Below are 19,528 nucleotides of genomic sequence, written 5' to 3'. Positions count from 1 at the left end.
GGCCAGCGCCCGCCCCGCCCATGGCGGGCGCTTCTCGCCCGCCGGGGCAGGCGCTGGCCTTTCCATTTTTCCCGGCAACTCAGTTTCCAGTGTCACCGCCGCGCGACGGGCGGGGGAAACGCAGTGCGTTTCCTGATCCCGCCCGGCCAAACCGCGGCGCGACCGCCCTCACCCTACCGCAGCTTCGGCGGGCGGTCCGGGTCCATTCCGGGCGCGGCGGGGGCGGGGGGTTCCGCGCGCACGGGCTCGGGCAGGTCGAACCGCAGGCCCGCCCGCGCGATCGCCGCCGCGGCGGGGTCGGCGGCGGACAGGAAGGTCACGTCCATCTCGCCCGCCTCGATGCCGGAAAAGGTCAGCGCCTCGGCCGCCGCCCGGGCCAGCGCACCCTCGGCCGCCGGCACCGCGTCGAGGAAGGCGAGCATGTGGCCCCGCCGCCCGTCGTCGTATTCCACCCCCGCCAGCACCGCCGCCGCCGCCAGCCCGCCCGCCCGGACAAGCTTGGCGTCGAGCGCGCGCAACAGCGCCTCAGGCAGCCCCCCCGGGGCATGGAAGGCGACGGGGCGGGCCTCTGCCGCCACCGGGGCATGGGCCAGCGTTTCGGCCAGCCAGTCGACCGCATCGGCGGGCACCAGAAAGGCGCTGTCGGCCCCGCCCAGGTTCACGCCGATCCCGATCCCCTGCCCCGCCAGCTGCTGCGCCACCACCCGGCCCGGCAGCGCGGCATAGGGCACGGGCGCGCCGGTGAAGGCGGCCAGCCGGTCCTCGGTGTCGAAGGCCAGCACCACGGGGCCGTCCTCCAGCGGGAAGAGGCGGGGCGTCACCCGGCCTTCTTCGGCCTCCTCCTCCAGCAGCAGGAACAATTCGCCATCCGCCAGAAGCGCGTAATAGCGCAGGCGGGCGGCATCGTCCTCGGGCGCGGCGGTCATCGCGGCATGGGCAGCATCAAGAGGCGTCGTCGTCATCTTCCATCACCCGGGCGATTGCCGCGCGCAGGGCGGGCAGCGCCTCGGCCTCGAACCAGGGGTTGCGCTTCAGCCACCCCGTATTGCGCCAGGACGGATGGGGCAAGGGAAAGACGCCGCGTTCGTCCAGGTGCCGCCGCCAGTCGGCCACCGTTTCCGTCACCGGCCGCCGCGCACCCAGATGCCAGGCCTGCGCCGCACCGCCCACCGCCAGCACCAGCCGCACCCGCGGCAGCGCCGCCATCACCTGCACCCGCCATGTCCGCGCACACAGCGGCGGCGGCGGCAGGTCCGATCCCTTGGCGTCATAGCCCGGAAAGCAGAAGGCCATCGGCACGATCGCCACCCGCTCGCGGTCGTAGAACGCGGCCTCGTCCATCCCCATCCAGCCGCGCAGCCGGTCGCCCGAGGCATCGCGGAACGGCACGCCCGCCTGATGCACCCGCAGCCCCGGCGCCTGCCCCGCGACCAGCAGCCGCGCCGAGGGGCGGAACCACACCACCGGGCGCGGCGCATGGGCCGTGGCGGTGGCGGCAAAGCGCGCGGCGCACAGGCCGCAGGCGCGGATCGCCGCCACCAGCCCGCCGTCATCGCCCATGCCGCCCCCTTTCACATTGCCGCAACCCGTTGCCATCGGACATAATGATGCCCCAAAAGGGTGTATAAACGCTATCTTCAGGACAATCCGCCAGCCTGCCCCCCAACGCAGGCGAAAGGCGGCCGGCCCCGCCGTCCAGACCGGGGCCGTCATGGTGCGGGTAGGTATGATCGAGTTCGAGAACGTCAGCAAATCCTTCTGGACCGGCAGGACCCGCAAGGTGATCCTCGACCGGGCCTCGTTCCGGGTGGAACTGGGCAATTCGCTCGGCATCCTCGCGCCCAACGGCACCGGCAAGACCACCGTCATCAACATGATGGCCGGGCTGGAAAAACCCGACGAGGGCCGGATCCTGCGCACCTCGCGGATCTCGTTCCCGCTCGGCTTCATGGGGGGGGTGATCACCAAGCACACGGGGACCGAGAACGTGCGCTACATCGCGCGGCTCTACGGGCTCGACCCCGATTATGTCGAAAGCTTCTGCCGCTGGCTTTGCGACATCGAGGAATATTTCGACATGCCGGTGGGCACCTACAGCCAGGGCATGCGGTCGCGGTTTTCCTTCGCGCTGATGCTGGCGATCGAGTTCGACATCTACCTGATCGACGAGGGCATGCCCTCGACCACCGACGTGAACTTCAACCGCAAGGCCGGGTCGATCCTGCGCGAACGGCTGAAGAACGCCACCGTGGTCATCGTGTCGCACCAGGCGCGGACACTGGAAAAATTCTGCCGTTCGGCTGCTGTGCTGCGGCACGGGCAACTGTATATGTTCGAAACCCTTGAAGAAGCGAAACGGCTTTATGACTACGAAACCTAAGGCGCGCAGGTTCCGCATCCGCAGGGCGGCCCCGCTGGCGGGCCCGGCGGCCGATCCGGGCCACCACGCGGGCGCCCCCCCCCGCCCGGCCGCGCGGCCCCAACCCCGCCCCGCGCCCGAGACGACGGACGACGGATTCGGCGACCAGCGGTTTCCCACCGCCGCCCCGGCGCAGGGAGAGATCACCAGCGCCGCCGATGTCGCCGCGGAGGCCGAAATCGACGCCATCCGCAAGGAAGGGCTGACCGGCCGCCAGTTGCGTCTTGCCCGCCGCGTGGCGCAAAAGCACAACCTGCCCGCCATTTCCGATTTCGACGCCGTGCGGCTGTTGCGCCAGGCCGGCATCGACCCGTTCCAGCGCGCCAGCGTGCTGGATCTGGTGAGCGCCGACACCGCCGCCGGCGGATCGCGCGCGCTGACCACCCTGCCCGCGGCGGACCCGAACATGCCGCAGACGGTAAGGCCCGCGCCGCCCTCGGTCGAACAGCGCGCGGAACAAAGCCATGCCGCCGACATCCTGCGCATCCAGCGCGACCTTGCCCGCCGCCGCCGCCGCCGGCTGGCGCTGCTGGCGCTGCGGCTGATCTTCTTCGTGTTCCTGCCCACCGCCCTTGCCGGCTACTATTACACCCGCGTGGCGACGCCGCTTTACGCCACCCGGTCGGAATTCGTGATCCAGCAGGCCGAAACGGCGACCGGCGGGCTCGGCAGCCTGTTTTCGGGCACGCAGTTCGCCACCTCGCAGGATTCCATCGCGGTGCAGGGCTATCTGCAATCGCGCGAGGCGATGTTGCGGCTGGACCGCGACGTGGGCTTCCGGGCCAGCTTTTCCGATCCTTCGGTCGATTTCATCCAGCGCCTGCCCCCCTCGCCCACCGACGAGGCCGCCTACAAGACCTACAAGGGCAATGTGAAGATCGGCTACGACCCGACCGAGGGCATCGTCAAGATGGAGGTGAGCGCCCCCGACCCCGCGCTGTCGGCGGCCTGGTCCAGGGCGCTGATCGGCTATGCCGAGGAACAGGTGGACCAGCTGACCCACCGGCTGCGCGAAGACCAGATGAAGGGCGCGCGCGAAAGCTATGACGATGCCGAACGCAAGATGCGCGAGGCGCAGACCCGCGTGGTCGAATTGCAGGAACGCTTCAAGGTGCTGTCGAGCGATGTGGAAATCTCGCTGATCACCGCGCAGATCACCAACCTCGAATCGCAGCTGACGGCCGACCGGCTGTCGCTGGTGCAGATGCAGTCGAACGCCAATCCCAACCGCGCGCGGATGGAACCGCTGCAACGCCGCATCGAGACGCTGGAGGCCGAGATCGCCCGCCTGCGCGCCAAGCTGACCGAGGACAGCGCCACGGGCCTGTCCATCGCCAAGGTCCAGAGCGAGCTTCTGGTCGCCCAGGCCGATGTGGAAACGCGCCAGATGCTGCTGGCGCAGTCGTTGCAGCAACTGGAAACCGCGCGGATCGAGGCGAACCGGCAGGTGCGCTACCTGTCCGTCGCGGTCAGCCCCGTGGCGCCCGACGAACCCAGCTATCCCCGCGCGTTCGAAAACACCGCCGTGGCGCTGCTGATCTTCGCCGGGATCTACCTGATGATCTCGATGACCGTGGCGGTGCTGCGCGAACAGGTCACATCCTGACCCCTGGCGGCGGGCGGCCCCGGCTGCCCGCCCCGGGGGCGATCCCGGCCATCGGGGTTTCGGCGATACGCCTGCGGCACCCTTGCCGCTCAACGGGATCCCCCTGCTGGTCCGCATGATGGCAACAGTCCTGCGCGAAGGCGCCTCATCCCCTGGGGGCGGACGGCCCCGGCTGTGCGTCCAGCCCCGCCGGATGATCCCGGGTCAGCCGCAGGGCGGCTGACGCCCCGGTCCCCTCGCCGGGGTCCGTCTGCTGGTCCCGGTGGCGGCGGCATGTCCTGCGCGGTTCGTCCCGATATGCGCGGCGGCACTGGCCCTCTGCCGTCATCCGCAGGCCCGGTGATACCGCCGCTCTGCCCGCGGCCCGCCTTGTGGTATCGCTTCGATCCGGCGGGTCTCATGCTTATGGCAGGGGACAGCCGCTGCCGCCGGGTCCGCCTGTAACCTCGGCGGCTCAGACCGCTTGCCCCGCGGCCCAGCCCGACGACCAGGCCCACTGGAAATTGTAGCCTCCCAGCCAGCCGGTCACGTCCACCACCTCGCCCACGAAATAGAGCCCCGGCACCGCCCGCGCCTGCATCGTGCGCGCATCCAGATCGCGCGTGTCGACGCCGCCCAGCGTGACCTCGGCGGTGCGCCAGCCCTCTGTCCCGGTGGGCAGCACCTCCCACCCGTCCAGCACGCCCGCCAGCCGCCGCAGCCCCGCGCCGTCGAGATCCGCCAGCCGCCCCGCGACGCCCGCCCAGCCGCAGACCGCCCGCGCCAGCCGTTCCGGCAGCAGCCGCGCCAGCGCATTCGCCACCTCCTGCCGCCCCGCGCCCTGCCGCAGCCCCGCCAGCGCGGCCCCGGCCTCCACCCCCGGCGTCAGGTCGATGCGGATCGGCCGGCCCGTCTGCCAATAGCTGGAAATCTGGAGGATCGAGGGCCCCGACAGCCCGCGATGGGTGAACAGCAGCCCCTCCTCGAACGCGGTCTTGCCGAAGCCGACACGCGCCGGCACCGCCAGCCCCGCCAGTTCGGCCATCTGCGCCCGCGCCGCATCGCCGAAGGTCAGCGGCACAAGGCCCGGGCGCGGCTCGACAAGCCGCAGCCCGAAGGCGCGGGCGATGTCGTACCCCGCCCCCGTCGCGCCCATCTTGGGGATCGACCGGCCCCCGGTCGCCACCACCACCGCCGCGCCCTCCACCACCCCGCGCGGGGTGGTCAGGCGGAACACATCCCCGCGCGTCAGGTCGCTGAACGGCGTGCCCAGCCAGACCTCGCCCCCCGCCGCGGCCAGATCGGCGCGCAGCATGTCCACGATCTGCATGGCCGAGCCGTCGCAGAACAATTGCCCGAGCGTCTTTTCATGCCAGGCGATCCCCGCCCGGTTCACCCGCGCGATGAAATCGTGCTGCGTATAGCGGCTGAGCGCCGACAGCGCGAAGCGCGGGTTGGCCGACAGAAAACGGTCGGGCGCGATATGCAGGTTGGTGAAGTTGCACCGCCCCCCGCCAGAGATGCGGATCTTCTCGCCGACCGCCTTGGCATGGTCGATCACCAGCACCCGCCGGCCCCGGCGCGCAGCCTCGATCGCGGCGAACATCCCCGCCGCGCCCGCCCCCAGAACGATCACATCCACCCGCTTCATGCCAGCGCCTTAGCCCCGCCGCCCGGCACTGGCAACCGCCGGGCGGCTGCAATTTTGGTCTTGCAGCCGCCCGGCGCCTTGGCTAAACACCGCCGCACGGTTGGGGCGTCGCCAAGTGGTAAGGCAGCGGTTTTTGGTACCGCCATACCTAGGTTCGAATCCTAGCGCCCCAGCCAATCAGTATGCACTTACTTGGCAACCTCCGAGCATCTTGGGTTTCAAGGGATTGTGGCTGTTGCTGGCTGGCAGGATGCCCCAACGGATGCCCCAGTCGGGTGGCGCGGGAGTCGCAAACGACCTTGGGAAGTTTACGGGATCAGAGCGCCCCGCTTCGCTTTTCCCAGGCAGCAAGCCGGTTCAAGTACCCTTCTGAGCGTGGGACCTGCCGCCAAGCGATGAGGTCCAGCACCACATGCTTCGGCCACTCGCCCGCAACCTCGTCCAACCCGACAGCCTTGCTTTCCACGGGCAGGAACCGCCCGACCACCGCTTCCGAGGCTTCGGCCATCACCCGCTTCAGTTCTGCCCCCCGGGTCCAGTCGATGATGAAGCTGTCGTGGATGCACAGGATGGGAATGCCTTGCCGCGTGAAGTGGTTCAGCACCCGCTCAGCGATCAACGAGTCCTTGTACATCAGCCGGATACCGACATCCGCACCAAGGGAATCGGCAAGCCAAGGACGTCCCTCGATCAGAAGGTCCAGAACCCGGTCCAGATCCTGATCGGTCATTCCCTTTCCGACATGCCCCTTCGGATAGTCGCTCCGGAAACTGGCAAAGGCCGCCTTCCTGCTTTTGGCGTTCAGGGTAGTCAGAACGAGATGCTTGACCATCCCCCGCTGTTCCTGCGCTGCTACGCCGGGAAGGGTTCCCTCGGGCAAGTAATAGGGATCGCCCTCAAGGGGAACAGCCTGCTCTGCCGCGAGGATCGCCAGGTGCAGCCCCTTGAAGTCCACCTCCACCGTCGGCACATCGTTGATGAAGATGCCAGCCCTGTCCCGGCTGCCGATCGACTGCCACCATGGCCCATAGAACCTGCCATTCATGTCCCACCGCCCCCGGGAGAAGATCCGCCGGGTAAACTGGTGGTGCCGGTCGATGTGTACCTTTACCCGCCGTCCAAAAGCGTCGTCCCTCTCGATCCAGGGGACATCAAGGGCGGGCAGGTTGATGAAGCTCGAAGCCAACAGCGCATTATAGGCCTGCAGTTCCGACCTCATGCGGTTGGTATCGGCGGTATCATCATACTCGACCTGCCGCGCAGCCTCGCCATCCCCGTCCTTCAGGATGATGCACTCCTGCCCCTCGACCTGATGCACCGCCTCCCGGTCAGCCTTCAGGGCCGCGAACTGCTCACGAAGGGATCGGGCAGCCCTGATCCTCGTCGTCCGGTTCCCCGCCGCACCGGGCCCCGCATAGCTCCCCCGGGAAGCCTCGATGACACCAGCCTCGCCGAGCCTTTGCACCAACACGGTGATCTTCTTCGACAGCCTCAGGGCGTTGTATCTGGACCCAGTCTCCCAGCTCCTTGCGTTCATGGAGATGCCGATACAGAGGTCCGGGTCTTCCAGCCAGGCAACATACAGATCGAGCAACAACACCCGAAGCTGGTTCTGAAAGCTCTGGCGAGGTTTCGGTCCCCCGCTCTTCTCCCGGTCAAGGTCAGCACAGAGGCTGTTCCAAAGCCGCTCGACCAGCCCAACCAGTTCTGGATGTTCCGACCAGCGATGCACATCCAGAGGGCGGGAATACCACGGATCCCGGATACCGGCTCTGCTACGATCATCACCGACCCCTTCACCATCGAAAGCCCAGTTGACAGGCTCGAACTCCTGCTTCTCTTCAGGCTGTGGTTCGCACACCTCACCCAAATCAGCCTGCCGTCCCCCGAGAAGCTGCTGGAAGGGATGCTCCAGTTGCTGATTCTTATGGTGCTCGTCCAACTCGTTTACCTCCCCCCCAACCTTCCCACGAAAAGACTGACGTTCAGACCATACTTCCCCCACCTCAACCGTTCTCTCCCTCGATCACATACCGGGACCCTCCTCCTCCATTACTTATACCTAACCCCCTGCCCTAGCTGCAAAAAGAAAGCGAAGTGAAAGGCCCCCCGGCAGCCGAAGCCACCGAGGGAAGTTGCTACAGTTCCTCCACCGCCGCCAGAACCAGCCCCAGCGCCTCGTTCTGCCACGGGGACAGCCGGGTTCCCTCCAGCGGAGCCCAAGCCCCGTAGTCCAGCCGAACCATCTCCTGCCCTGCCTCGTCCACGTCATAGGCAAAGCTGCCGCCGTTGGGTCCGAGGAACACCACCTGACAGTCCGACCGCCAGACAGCGGCAATCGCCTCCGCCGTTGCTTCCCGGCCAAAGGGAAACCACCAGCGCCCTGCCCGCAGCACCAGCGGGTAGACCTCCAGCACCTCAGCCATCCGCCTGCCCTCCCCACCGCTTCGTCACCACGTAGTCCGCCAGCGCCTGCCAGTACGCCGCAGCATCCCGGAACCCCTGAGCCCTTGCCGCTGCATCCTCGGCCCGGGAACGAGAAAGGCCGCCATCATATTGCATGACAGCGGCCCGCTCCTCGAACGCCTCGATATCCGGAATCGGGTTCATGGCAGCCCAACCTTCTCGACGATCCCGCGCTTCTGCTCGTCGCTGATCCCGGCGGAGTAGATGCCATAGGTCATCCGGTTCTCGGACCGGGCAGACTGGTGGCCCACGATCGAGGCGGTGAAGTGTTCCGGCACCCCCGCCCGCTCGCACTGGGTCACGAACCACTTCCTCGTGCTATGGAACACCACCCCCGGCCTGCCGATCCCCGCTGCCTTCCGCATCTCCGCAAACCGCTTGGTCACCATGTTGACTGACAGCCCCGGAAACAGCCGACCCGACTGAGGACACTGGGCAAGCACCGGGGTCAGCGCCGAGTGCAAGGGAACCACCCGTTCCGCCGCTTCGGTCTTGAGGCTTCGGACCTCGTTGGGCCGGATCCAGGCAAACCAGCCGAGATTGCCCTTCCAGACCAGATCCTCCCGCACCAGCCCGGCAGCTTCCCCGGCCCGCATCCCCGACAGCAGGCAGACCCGCAGCACCGCCCCGATCCGGGGATCCTCCAGGGCAAGCAGACGACGCACCTCCTCCTCCGTCATTGCCTCGTAGCGGTTCACCTTGCCCTTGGCTTCCACCCGCACCGTCGTGAAGGGATTGCTGCCAAGCTGCCCCTCGTACACCGCCCAGTCCAGAAAGTGTCCGACCTGCCTTACGATCCGACGCTGGGTCTGGGGGCTGATCGTCTCCCCCTCGCTCGCTGCCACCAACCGGTCCAGCCCATAGCCCTTCGTCTTGCAGGACTTCCCGACATGTCGGCCCAGTTGCGCCACCTTGCGGATGAAGCTCAGCCCGTCCTCCCGGGTCAGCGTTCCGATAGCCCTGCCCCCGTAGACCGAGACAAAGAGCCCGACCGAGAACCTGACCGACTTGAAGCCCCCGTGCTGCAACTCGTTCGACCGGCGGTTCAGGTAGGCCTTGGCCAGGTCCGCCACCGTCACCTTGCCGATCATCGTCACGGGCGCAAACACCGGGGCCACCACGGTAACAGGCTTCGGCTTCTCGACCGCCAGACCCGCCTTGGCCTTGGCTATGATCTCCTCATACTTGGCGTTGACCTCGGCTGCCCGCGCCTTGGCCACCCGGGCATCCCCCGTCTTCAACGACTGCTTCAGTGCCTGCCCCAACACCCCCTGCAGGTCCTTGGGGTAGTTCCGGCGGTAAAGCCACGTCTGCTGTTTGAGATAGGCATACTGGATACGTACGGACATGCGTCCTCCTTCTGGGGCCTTTGCCCCAGGTCTGAGAGTTCCGTTGATTTGGTGTTCAGGTTCTTCGGGTTAGAGGGAAACCGGGGGTCCCTGCCGGGCAGCACTGGCCTTCATGGAACCTCCGTCACCGTCCCCCGAACAGCAGGACGAACAGCCCCAGAACCCACCCCTTCGGGATCAGCACCACCAGCGCCACGGCCAGCGAGACATACGGGGCAAAAAGAAAACCCCCGGCAACGCCGAGGGCCAGAAGAAGACCGATCATCACAAGCTCCTGTTTCTGCTTCTTTATTCAGATACAGGAGGATCCTCAGTTTTGGGGACCGCCCCGCCTACAACAGGAAGTCCGCCGCCGTCAGCGCCAGCGATCCCGTCACCTCTATGGCGAAGTCGGCCACCCCGTCGCCGTCCAGGTCGCCCTGCACCAGTGACGTGCCTTGATGGTAGCGCACCTGCCCCGCCGTCCCGCTGAACGCCGCGCTGCCAATGAAGCTCAGCCCGTCCTGCATCAGGCGCAGGTTGATCTTGTCCAGCCCGACCTCGAAGTCGGCGATCACGTCGCGGCCACCACCACCCCCCGCCTCGGCTGCCGAGCGGAACACGAACTGGTCCGCCCCCGCCCCGCCATAGAGCACGTCCTTGCCCGTACCACCCACCAGCCGGTCGTTACCCTCGCCGCCGTAGAGCATGTCCGCCCCACCGCCACCGAACAGCGCGTCGTTGCCGCCGTCGCCCTGCAACAGATCGCTTTGCGCCCCGCCATAGAGCAGATCGCGCAGGCCCCCGCCCCGCAGCGTGTCGGCCCCGGCCTCGCCCCGCAGCGTGTCGGAGCCCTGGCCGCCGAACATAAGGTCATCCCCCGCACCGCCGTACAGCAGGTCGCCGCCGTCGTCGCCATTGAGCGTATCGTTCCCCGCATCGCCCTGCAGTGTGTCATTCCCGGCGCCACCGAACAGGCCGTTGTTGCCCCGATTCCCCACCAGCAGGTTGTCGAGCGTGTTGCCCGTCCCATCGATACCCGCGCTGCCGATCAGGGTCAGGTCCGTTGTATGTCCGTTGTCCGGCAGCACGAACGTCTCCGCACTTTCGAAGCTCACCCCGAAATCCACCGGAACTGTCGGCGCACTGGTCAGGCTCTCACTGGTGCCCTGCCGGTCGGTGTAGCTGATCTGAACGGTAATTTCCTGCCCGATCTGTGCATAGCCGGGTATATAGGTCCCCCCCGTGGCGCCGGATATCGCGACCCCATCGGCAAACCACTGATAGCTGAAGTAACCTAGTCCATCGGCATCTGCTATGGTAGAAGTCTCGGCTATCAGCACCTCGCCCTGTCGCACAAGACCGCTAATCGCGACCTCACCAATCGGCGTATAGTTCATACTGATGGGAGTTCCATCAGCATCGAAACGCTGAACGAAGATGTCATAGCTTTGACCGTCGGTGGTCTGACCGTACCACGTGACTACGAATCCTCCCCCGTCAAGCGCGGTAATCTGCGGCACAAAATCGTCCAGGTAATAACCCGCCGCGCCCTGCAAGAGTACCATGTCGCCTATTGCAACACCGTCAGCATCAAATCGCTGAACGATGATGTCGTATCCGCGCCAGGTGGAGGTATCGGCATACCAAGCAACTACGAATCCTCCGCCGTCGAGCGCAGTAACTTGGGGAGCCATATCCCGCAGATACCCCGCCACCCCCTGCAGGCGCACCACTCCGCCTACCATCGCGCCGTCAGCATCAAACCGCTGAACGAAAATGTCGGTGCCCTGCCCGTCGGATGTATCACCTCCCCACACGACCACCAGCCCACCACCGTCAAGCGAAATGATCTGTGAGGGGCCATCCCCGAAGCTCCCAGCCATGCCCTGCAGGCGAGCCAAACTACCCACAGCGGAGCCTTCAGCATCAAAGCGCTGCATAAAGACATCAGCGCTCTGACCGTCAGACGTATTACCAGTCCAGGTCACAACGAATCCACCGCCATCAAGTGCTGCAATTTGGGGAGAACCATCCCCGAAGCTCCCAGCCATGCCCTGCAGGCGAGCCAAACTACCCACAGCGGAGCCTTCAGCATCAAAGCGCTGCATAAAGACATCAGCGCTCTGACCGTCAGACGTATTACCAGTCCAGGTCACAACGAATCCACCGCCATCAAGTGCTGCAATTTGGGGAGAACCATCCCAAAGTAGACCTGCCATCCCCTGAAGGCGAATCGGGTTGCCCAAAGTCGCACCATCGGCGTCAAACCGCTGCACGAAAACATTACTATCGGTCACTCCAGGGACTTGACCATACCATGCGACCACAAACCCGCCGCCTTCCAGGCCAGTGATCTGAGGATCATAGTCCCACATCCCCATCATCCCCTGCAGACGCACCGGACTGCCTTGCATCGAGCCATCAGTGGAAAACAGCTGCACAAAGATATCGGCGGGGTGTTCGAGTTCGGTCGGGAGAACATCTCCCATCCATGTGACTGCAAATCCACCACCCGCTAGAGACGTTACCTGCGGAACCGTATCCCGCATTCCAACAACCCCCTGCAAGCGGACCGCTGGGCCCATGACTGCACCGTCAGCATCGAACTGCTGGACGAACACATCAGTGTTGGCTGAACCGGTATACATACCAGTAACAATAGCCTGCCATGTGACCACAAACCCGCCACCGTCGAGCGCCGTGATCTGCGGATTGGAGTCAAAAAAATCTCCTGGCATCCCCTGAAGTATGATATCGGCAATAATTGGCATGACCATTCTCGTCTCCTTCAAATCGTGAACCGCACATCACCACCCGACAGGCCGGGATGTTCCGCAGTCTCCAGCGTCACAGCAAGGTGGAGGACCCACCAGTTGATCAAACGTCACGTTAGGCAGGCGATTCCTTCAAAGCAACGCTTATTTCTCCCCTCCGCCAACCGCCCCAACCGTTGCCCCAACCCCACCAGCCCCGGCAGCTTTCCGGTACCAGCCCAACCTGGAGCTTCGAATCCTAGCGCCCCAGCCAAATCATTGCGGCGTTGGTTCTCAGGCAGTTAGCGGTGACGCTGGCGGATGGTTTGCCCCAACGGGTGCCCCAGTCGGGTGGTGGGGGAGTCGCAAACGACCGTGCCGCGGGGGCGAAGCCACGCCTTGATAGACCCATGCCAGAGCACCATCTCATACCTTGTATGGGTCACCCCCCATGCGCCCCGATAACCATTTCACCGCTTCCCTTGGCCGAGCCCCTTCAACGGGACTGGCTTCTGTTCCCCGAAGGCCGTTCCGGGGGATGCGCAAACTTTTCTATTTGGAGTACCAATGACATCACTCGACCCACCAACCCCAACCCAGGACCCACTACTACCAGCTTTATCCACAGCCCTTCTGCCTGTCCCGCTCACGGACAGCACACTGACAGACCAACTGATCCGGCTTCTCGCCACCAGCTATGTCCGCCGCGAGAACCGCTTCTACCACGTCGACCGTCCCGCCGAGGCGATGTCACGCGACGACCTGCAGCGCGCCTTCCTCACCCCCGCCCAGAGACTCAACAACGGCAATCCGGTCTCCAGGGCGATCATCAGGCAGGTCTTCGATACCGCCATCGTCCAGAACAACCCCGATCAGTTCCGCTCCATCCCCGTCTGGACCGGCACCATCCTGCCCTTCCCCGGCAACCCCGCCCGTCGCATCCAACTGGAAAGCGGCCAGTTCGTGTTGAACGCCTGGAAGGCCCCGGAATACCGCAGCCACTTCGCGACAGAACGGGGGGAAGCTCCCTTCCGGTTCTTCTTCCACCTGCTCTTCAAGGACGAGAAGGAGCGATCCCGCGTCCTCGACTGGCTGACGTGGTGCCTGCAGAACGAGGGTAGCAAGCCAAACTGGGCCATCCTGCTCTACTCCAGGGAGAAGGGCACGGGCAAATCAACCTTTGCCAACATCGCCGCCGCCCTCTTCGGCCACGACAACACCTCGATCGAGAACAACATCGAGAAGGTCGCGGGCAAGTTCAACGGCCCCATCCTCAATCGCAAGCTCATCGTCTGCGAAGAGGTCAACCTGCGCCCCGCCTCGGACATCGGCAACAAGCTCAAGACTCTCATCACCGAACCCTTCACCACCGCGGAACGCAAGGGGCGGGATGTCGAGAAAGTCCCGCTCCACGCCTGCTTCCTGATGACCACCAACCATCTGCCTCTCTGGCTGGAGGCCGGGGAACGGCGCTTCTACATCCTCGACGTCGCCCATGACGGTCATGCTACAGGCCCCCGGGCCCAGTTCTTTGCCCAATGGGTCAAACAGGTCAACGACGCCCTGCAAGATCCCGGCATGCTGGCCGCCCTCTACCACTACCTCCTACGACGCCAGCTTGCCCCCGACTTCGACCCGAAGACGCTCAACACGGACGTTCACGGCACCCCGCTCATGAAGCAACTGCTGGCCCACGGGATCTCGGCCACCACCCAGCAACTCAAGGAGTACCTCGGCAGAGAGAACCGGCCCGCCATCACCGAACAAGACCTGCGCACCTATGTTCGTGACGAGTTGCGCATCAGCCCCAACGCCCTTCGTCACATGATGACGGAACTGGGCTGGACCCGGCACGAGGTGAAGTGGGGCGGGAAGGACTATGCCCGTGCACTCTGGACAGCACCGCGCTTCACCGTCGATCGCGGTAACATTCTCGGCCCCGATCAGTTCAAGCAGGCCGTCTGCGACGCACTCTGGGACGCCGAGCCATGATCGACGCCTTCATCTACCTGGACCGCTCGCAGGAACGCTGGACCAAGATCCACGCACAGCACAAGGAGGAGGCCCGGCAACGGGCCCTCTCGCTCCTCGCTGACGGCATCAGGACCGAGACCGGCTGCATCGTCACCAACACGGCCACCATCCGCAAAGTCCGCTTCAAGGGAGAACAATACGCCGCCTACCGCTTCGTCTACTGTGTCCTGAACGATGTCACCCCCAGCTTCGAGGAGGTTATCCGCCACCGCTGCCACAACCGCCGCTGCATCAACCCCGATCACCTCGACCTCGGCAGCCGCGAGGACAACAGACGCGATGACTGGGACTACGCTGCCAACGGTGTGGACTTCGACCTGCTGAACTGCCCCCACGCCCCTGTTGAAGCCTGACCTTCCAACACCCTTGCCACCCGAAGAGGGCCCTTCCGGCCCTCTTCACCCCCAAGAAAGACGGACGATCAGACCATACTTCCCCCACCTCAACCGTTCTCTCCCTCGATCACATACCGGGACCCTCCTCCTCCATTACTTATACCTAACCCCCTGCCCCAGCGGCAAAAAGAAAGCGAAGTGAAGATCCCCCCCGGCAGCCGAAGCCACCGGGGGAAGTTGCTACAGTTCCTCCACCGCCGCCAGAACCAGCCCCAGCGCCTCGTTCTGCCACGGGGTGAGCCCCGCCCCGGCCAGCGGGACCCAGGGCCCGTAGTCCAGCCGAACCACCTCCTGCCCTGCCTCGTCCACGTCATAGGCAAGGCTCCCGCCGTTGGGCCCGAGGAACACCACCTGACAGTCCGACCGCCAGACGTCGGCAAGGCTCTCCGCCGTCGCTTCCCGTCCGAACGGGAACCACCAGCGCCCTGCCCGCAGCACCAGCGGGTAGACCTCCAGCACCTCAGCCATCCGCCTGCCCTCCCAGCCGCTTCGTCACCACGTAGTCCGCCAGAACCTGCCAGTACTCCGCAGCATCCCGGAACCCCTGCGCCTGTGCGGCCCGGTCCTCCGCCCGCGAACGAGAAAGGCCGCCATCATGCTCCATGACAGCGGCCCGCTCCTCGAACGCCTCGATGTCGGGAATCGGCCTCATGGCAGCCCCACCCTCTCCACGATCCCGCGCTTCTGCTCGTCGCTGATCCCCGCAGAGTAGATCCCGTAGGTCATCCGGTTCTCAGACCGGGCAGACTGGTGGCCCACGATCGAGGCGGTGAAGTGTTCCGGCACCCCGGCCCGCTCGCACTGGGTCACGAACCACTTCCGGGTCGAATGGAACACCAGCCCCGGTCGTTCCAGCCCCAGCCCGGTCCGCAGCGTGGTGAACCGCTTGGTGATCCTGTCCACCGTCAACCCGGGAAAGACCCTGCCTTCCTGGGGTACGCTGGCAAGCAGGGGCGTCAGCCCAGAGTGCAGCGGGATGAACCGTTCCGCGGCTTCCGTCTTCAGCGACCGGACTGCGTTGGGCCGGATCCAGGCAAACCAGCCCAGCTTGCCCTTCCAGACCAGATCCTCCCGCACCAGCCCGGCAGCTTCCCCGGCCCGCAGCCCCGACAGCAGGCAGACCCGCAGCACCTCACCGATCCGGGGATCGTCAGCCGCCACCAGCCTGCGCACCTCGTCGTCGGTGAACGTGCTGTAGCTCCGAGGCTTGCCCTTGGCCTCCACTCGAACCGTGGAGAACGGGTTGGCCACCAGTTCCCCCTCGTAGACCGCCCAGTCCAGGAACTGCGCCACCTGACCAACCGTCCGGCGCTGGGTGCTGGCGGTGATCTTCTCCGCCCCGCTGACCGCGATCAACTGGTCCAGCCCGTAGCCCCGGGTCCGCCACGACTTCCCGGCATAGGGGCCAAGCTGCGCCACCTTCCTGACGAACGCCAGCGCATCGTCCCGGGTCAGCGTTCCGATAGCCCTGCCCCCGAAGACCGAGACGAACAGCCCGACCGAGAACCGCACCGACTTGAAGCCCCCGTGCTGCAACTCGTTGGACCGGCGGTTCAGGTAGGCCTTGGCCAGGTCCGCCACCGTCACTTTGCCGATCATCGTCACGGGCGCGAACACCGGGGGCGTGACCACCACCGGCACCGGCTTTTCCACCGCCAGACCCGCCTTGGCCTTGGCTATGATTTCCTCATACTTGGCGTTGACCTCGGCTGCCCGCGCCTTGGCCACCCGGGCATCCCCCGTCTTCAACGACTGCTTCAGCGCCTGCCCCAGCACCCCCTGCAGGTCCTTGGGGTAGTTCCGGCGGTAAAGCCACGTCTGCTGCTTGAGATAAGCATACTGGATACGAACGGACATGCGTCCTCCTTCTGGGGCCTTTGCCCCAGGTCTGTAGATTGTTGGAAGTTCTTGAGAGTTTACTTCGGGTTACTGGGAAACCGGAGTTCCCTGCCCCGCTACCGGCCCTGAACCAGCAAGGCGAACAGCGCGAAGATCCAGCCCCGCGGGATCAGTACCACCAGCACCGCCAGCGACAGGTAGGGCGCAAAAAGAAAGCCCCCGGCAACGCCGAGGGCCACAAGCATTCTGAACATCATAAGCTCCTGGTCTGCTTCCTAAGCAGATGGAGGAGTTTGCTCGGTTTTGGCAGCACCCCCCTACAGGATGAAGTCCGCCGCCATGAGGCTTGAAGCCGAAATCACCTCGATCGCAAAGTCGGCCACCCCGTCGCCATCCAGATCGCCCTGCACCAGCCGCGTGCCCCGGTTGTAGCGGATCTCGCCCGCCTGCCCGCTGAATGCCGCCTGCCCGATGAAGGTCATCCCGTCCAGCATCGCCCGCAGGTTGATCCTGTCCAGCCCGACCTCGAAGTCCGCGATCACGTCGCGCCCGCCGCCCGCACCCGCCTCGGCGGCCGAGCGGAACACGAACTGGTCCGCCCCTTCGCCGCCATAGAGTACGTCTTTGCCCCTGCCGCCCACCAGCCGGTCGTTGCCCGTCCCGCCGTAGAGCGTATCCGCCCCGCCGCCGCCTACCAGCAGGTCGTTGCCACCATCACCCTGCAACAGGTCGCTCTGCGCCCCACCATGAAGCAGGTCACGCAACCAGCCTCCCCGCAACGTGTCATTGCCGGCCTCGCCGCGCAACACATCCTGACCTGTCCCACCGAACAACAGGTCATCTCCCGCCCCACCATAGAGATGATCGTCCCCGTCGTCGCCGTTGAGCGTGTCGTTGCCGAGATCGCCCCGCAGCGTGTCGTGACCCGCACCACCGAAGAGGCCATTGTTGCCCCGATTCCCCACCAGCAGATTGTCGAGCATATTGCCCGTGCCGTCGATGTCTGCGCTGCCGACAAGGGTCAGGCCGGTAGTGCGTCCGTTGTTCGGTAGCACGAACGATACCGCGCTTTCGATGCTGACCGGCATCAGGTCCACCGGCGCCGTGGCCGTGCTGGTCAGGCTTTCATGGGCACCCTGCCGGTCGATATAGCTGACCCGCACGGTGATGATCTTGCCCATCTGCGCTTCGCCGAGCCTGTAGGTCGTGCCGGTGGCGCCCGAGATTGCGACCCCATCGGCAAACCACTGATAGCGGAACTCACCCAGTCCGTCGGCATCCGCAATGGTGGATGTGTCGGCCGTCAGCACCTCATCCTGCCACGCGTTGCCGATGATCGTGACCGCACCGATGGGGGCATAGTTCATGCTGATCGGATTGCCATCCGCATCGAACCGTTGAACGTAAATATCCCCGGGCACCCTAGGCGAGACATTGCCCGACCATGTGACCACGAACCCGCCGCCATCGAGCGCCGAAACCTCGGGACTGGTATCCCCCCGGTCACCCCGCCTTCCTTGCAAGCGCATCTGGGTGCCCTGAATTTCGCCGTTATCGCCGAAGCGTTGCACGAAGATGTCAGAGCCATGCCCGTCGGACGTCTGGCCAAACCATGCGACCACGAATCCGCCACCGTCGAGCGCAGCGATCCCGGCGTCGCCGTCTTGCAGATCCCCCTGCATCCCTTGCAGGCGCACCGGGGCGCCCGCCTTCGCGCCGTCGCCATCGAACCGTTGCAGAAAGATATCGGACCGCTGCCCGTCAGTGGTTTCGCCGATCCACGTCACGACGAACCGGCTCCCCGAAAGCGCTGTTATCTGCGGGGAAGTGTCGTAGAGGTTCCCCGTCATCCCCTGCAACCGGACCGGGCTACCGGGCATCGCACCATCGGCATCGAACCGTTGCACGAAGATGTCGCGCCCTTGGTCATCCGAGGTCTCGCCGAACCATGTGACGGCGAAACCGCCATCGTCGAGGCCGATGATCTTGTGTTCTCCATCCCACAGGTTCCCCGCCATCCCTTGCAAGCGGGTTATGCTGCCCAGCATCGTGCCACCGGCATCGAACCGTTGCACGAAGACGTCCTGCCCTTGGCTATCGGGGGTCAGGCCATCCCACGAGATGACGTACCCGCCATCGTCGAGCGCGGTGATCTGGGGATAGGTGTACCAAGGGTTCCCTGCTGGCGACTCTAGCCGCTGCATGCTACCCACCATAGCGCCGTCGGCATCGAACTGCTGCACCAGAACTTCACGCCCGTGGTCACCAGAGGTTCCGCCCCTCCATGTCACCACATAGCCGCCCCCGTCCAGCACGGTGATCTGCGCGTCGTCGTCCAGCAGTGGCCCCTCCATCCCCTGCAAACGGACCGCGGCACCCAGAATCGCGCCGCCGGCATCGAACCGTTGCACGAATATGTCCCATCCCTGCCCGTCCGAGGTGCCGCCGGTCCAGGTTACGATGAACCCGCCATCTTCGAGGCCGATGATCCGGGCCGATGCCGCCGCGCCCAGCCCCTTCGTTCCTTGAAGGTGCACCATGGCACCTTCCATCTCGCCATCGGCGCCAAAGCTCTGCACGAAGATGTCGGTCTGCTGCCAAGAGACCTCACACAGCCAGACGACCGCAAACCCGCCACCGTCGAGTGCGGTGATCTGGGGAGCCATATCTCGCACCGCCCCCGGCATGCCCTGAAGTCTGATGTCAGCAATCACCGTCGTGCTCATTCTCGTTCCCTTCCAATCGTAACCGCACGTCACCACCAGCGGGGGCGCACCGCAGTCTCCAGCTTCACCGCAACGCAGGCTCCCGACCCACCAGTTGATCAAACGTCACGTTAGGCAGGCGATTCCTTCAAAGCAACGCTTATTCCCCCCCTCCGCCCACCGCCCCAACCGTTGCCCCAGCCCCACGAGCCCCGGCAGCTTTCCGGTACCAGTCCACGCGGCTCTGTTGCACAAATCGGCTGCTGATCGGACTTCCCCTTTCCCCGGACAGATTTATCCTGCGACCTCTGTGATGGGCGTGCCGAGCGCGGTGAAGCCGTTGAGCACGG

18 protein-coding genes and 1 tRNA gene are annotated in these 19,528 nt (G+C 65.4%); 5 read left to right on the top strand and 14 right to left on the bottom strand.

Annotation, left to right across the window (positions count from 1 at the left end; translation table 11 throughout):
- Positions 1-173 precede the first annotated feature (173 nt).
- Together RGD00_RS21220 and RGD00_RS21215 are read right to left on the bottom strand one after the other, a co-directional pair.
- On the bottom strand, positions 174-962 hold the full coding sequence (locus tag RGD00_RS21220) for an SseB family protein (protein ID WP_310459241.1): 789 nt from the start codon (positions 960-962) through the stop codon (positions 174-176).
- Positions 943-1,560 carry a uracil-DNA glycosylase family protein gene (locus RGD00_RS21215; protein ID WP_310459240.1) on the bottom strand — a complete coding sequence of 206 codons (618 nt, stop codon included), beginning with the start codon at positions 1,558-1,560 and terminating at the stop codon, positions 943-945. The genes RGD00_RS21220 and RGD00_RS21215 overlap by 20 nt, the downstream gene beginning before the upstream one ends.
- 166 nt (positions 1,561-1,726) lie before the next feature.
- Here RGD00_RS21215 and RGD00_RS21210 point away from each other — a divergent pair, with 166 nt between their 5' ends.
- The gene (locus RGD00_RS21210) at positions 1,727-2,380 is read left to right on the top strand and encodes an ABC transporter ATP-binding protein (protein ID WP_310459242.1); all 654 of its coding nucleotides are present in this window, start codon (positions 1,727-1,729) and stop codon (positions 2,378-2,380) included.
- The gene (locus RGD00_RS21205) at positions 2,364-4,025 is read left to right on the top strand and encodes a KpsE/RkpR family capsule polysaccharide export protein (protein ID WP_310459239.1); all 1,662 of its coding nucleotides are present in this window, start codon (positions 2,364-2,366) and stop codon (positions 4,023-4,025) included. The genes RGD00_RS21210 and RGD00_RS21205 overlap by 17 nt, the downstream gene beginning before the upstream one ends.
- A 454-nt stretch (positions 4,026-4,479) precedes the next feature.
- Here the strand turns inward: RGD00_RS21205 and RGD00_RS21200 are convergent, their stop codons facing one another.
- The gene (locus RGD00_RS21200) at positions 4,480-5,655 is read right to left on the bottom strand and encodes a BaiN/RdsA family NAD(P)/FAD-dependent oxidoreductase (protein WP_310459238.1); all 1,176 of its coding nucleotides are present in this window, start codon (positions 5,653-5,655) and stop codon (positions 4,480-4,482) included.
- Between the two features lie 101 nt (positions 5,656-5,756).
- Here RGD00_RS21200 and RGD00_RS21195 point away from each other — a divergent pair.
- A tRNA-Gln gene (locus RGD00_RS21195) sits at positions 5,757-5,831 on the top strand.
- 140 nt (positions 5,832-5,971) lie between these two features.
- On the opposite strand, the gene RGD00_RS21190 is transcribed toward RGD00_RS21195, so the two are convergent.
- The 6 genes from RGD00_RS21190 to RGD00_RS21165 form a co-directional block, all read right to left on the bottom strand.
- On the bottom strand, positions 5,972-7,597 hold the full coding sequence (locus RGD00_RS21190) for a hypothetical protein (protein WP_310459237.1): 1,626 nt from the start codon (positions 7,595-7,597) through the stop codon (positions 5,972-5,974).
- A gap of 196 nt (positions 7,598-7,793) precedes the next feature.
- A complete protein-coding gene (locus RGD00_RS21185; protein ID WP_310459236.1) occupies positions 7,794-8,081 on the bottom strand; it encodes a hypothetical protein in 288 nt (95 codons plus the stop codon).
- Positions 8,074-8,265 carry a hypothetical protein gene (locus tag RGD00_RS21180; RefSeq protein ID WP_310459235.1) on the bottom strand — a complete coding sequence of 64 codons (192 nt, stop codon included), beginning with the start codon at positions 8,263-8,265 and terminating at the stop codon, positions 8,074-8,076. Before RGD00_RS21180 ends, RGD00_RS21185 begins: the two co-directional genes overlap by 8 nt.
- Complete coding sequence (locus RGD00_RS21175; protein WP_310459234.1) at positions 8,262-9,470, bottom strand: DUF6538 domain-containing protein; 1,209 nt, start codon at positions 9,468-9,470, stop codon at positions 8,262-8,264. The genes RGD00_RS21180 and RGD00_RS21175 overlap by 4 nt, the downstream gene beginning before the upstream one ends.
- Positions 9,471-9,594: 124 nt before the next feature.
- Positions 9,595-9,735: a hypothetical protein gene (locus RGD00_RS21170; RefSeq protein ID WP_310459233.1), complete on the bottom strand. Its 141-nt coding sequence runs from the start codon at positions 9,733-9,735 to the stop codon at positions 9,595-9,597.
- A gap of 67 nt (positions 9,736-9,802) precedes the next feature.
- A complete protein-coding gene (locus tag RGD00_RS21165; protein ID WP_310459232.1) occupies positions 9,803-12,229 on the bottom strand; it encodes a calcium-binding protein in 2,427 nt (808 codons plus the stop codon).
- Between the two features lie 543 nt (positions 12,230-12,772).
- Here RGD00_RS21165 and RGD00_RS21160 point away from each other — a divergent pair.
- Together RGD00_RS21160 and RGD00_RS21155 are read left to right on the top strand one after the other, a co-directional pair.
- Positions 12,773-14,197 carry a primase-helicase family protein gene (locus RGD00_RS21160; protein ID WP_310459231.1) on the top strand — a complete coding sequence of 475 codons (1,425 nt, stop codon included), beginning with the start codon at positions 12,773-12,775 and terminating at the stop codon, positions 14,195-14,197.
- The gene (locus tag RGD00_RS21155) at positions 14,194-14,592 is read left to right on the top strand and encodes an HNH endonuclease (protein ID WP_310459230.1); all 399 of its coding nucleotides are present in this window, start codon (positions 14,194-14,196) and stop codon (positions 14,590-14,592) included. The genes RGD00_RS21160 and RGD00_RS21155 overlap by 4 nt, the downstream gene beginning before the upstream one ends.
- Before the next feature lie 222 nt (positions 14,593-14,814).
- Here the strand turns inward: RGD00_RS21155 and RGD00_RS21150 are convergent, their stop codons facing one another.
- The 5 genes from RGD00_RS21150 to RGD00_RS21130 form a co-directional block, all read right to left on the bottom strand.
- Positions 14,815-15,102: a hypothetical protein gene (locus RGD00_RS21150; protein ID WP_310459229.1), complete on the bottom strand. Its 288-nt coding sequence runs from the start codon at positions 15,100-15,102 to the stop codon at positions 14,815-14,817.
- Positions 15,095-15,286 (bottom strand): hypothetical protein, encoded by a 192-nt coding sequence (locus tag RGD00_RS21145; RefSeq protein ID WP_310459228.1) that lies wholly within the window; start codon positions 15,284-15,286, stop codon positions 15,095-15,097. Before RGD00_RS21145 ends, RGD00_RS21150 begins: the two co-directional genes overlap by 8 nt.
- Positions 15,283-16,491 (bottom strand): DUF6538 domain-containing protein, encoded by a 1,209-nt coding sequence (locus tag RGD00_RS21140; protein ID WP_310459227.1) that lies wholly within the window; start codon positions 16,489-16,491, stop codon positions 15,283-15,285. The genes RGD00_RS21145 and RGD00_RS21140 overlap by 4 nt, the downstream gene beginning before the upstream one ends.
- A 98-nt stretch (positions 16,492-16,589) precedes the next feature.
- Positions 16,590-16,727, bottom strand: a complete 138-nt coding sequence (locus tag RGD00_RS21135) for a hypothetical protein (protein WP_310459226.1) — start codon at positions 16,725-16,727, stop codon at positions 16,590-16,592.
- A 63-nt stretch (positions 16,728-16,790) separates the two neighbouring features.
- Positions 16,791-19,199: a calcium-binding protein gene (locus RGD00_RS21130; RefSeq protein WP_310459225.1), complete on the bottom strand. Its 2,409-nt coding sequence runs from the start codon at positions 19,197-19,199 to the stop codon at positions 16,791-16,793.
- Positions 19,200-19,528 lie beyond the last annotated feature (329 nt).

This window comes from Ruixingdingia sedimenti (genome assembly GCF_031432425.1).
Classification (GTDB): domain Bacteria; phylum Pseudomonadota; class Alphaproteobacteria; order Rhodobacterales; family Rhodobacteraceae; genus Ruixingdingia; species Ruixingdingia sedimenti.
Note: the sequence above shows the minus strand (reverse complement) of the source record. Positions and strands in the feature narration are given on the sequence as shown.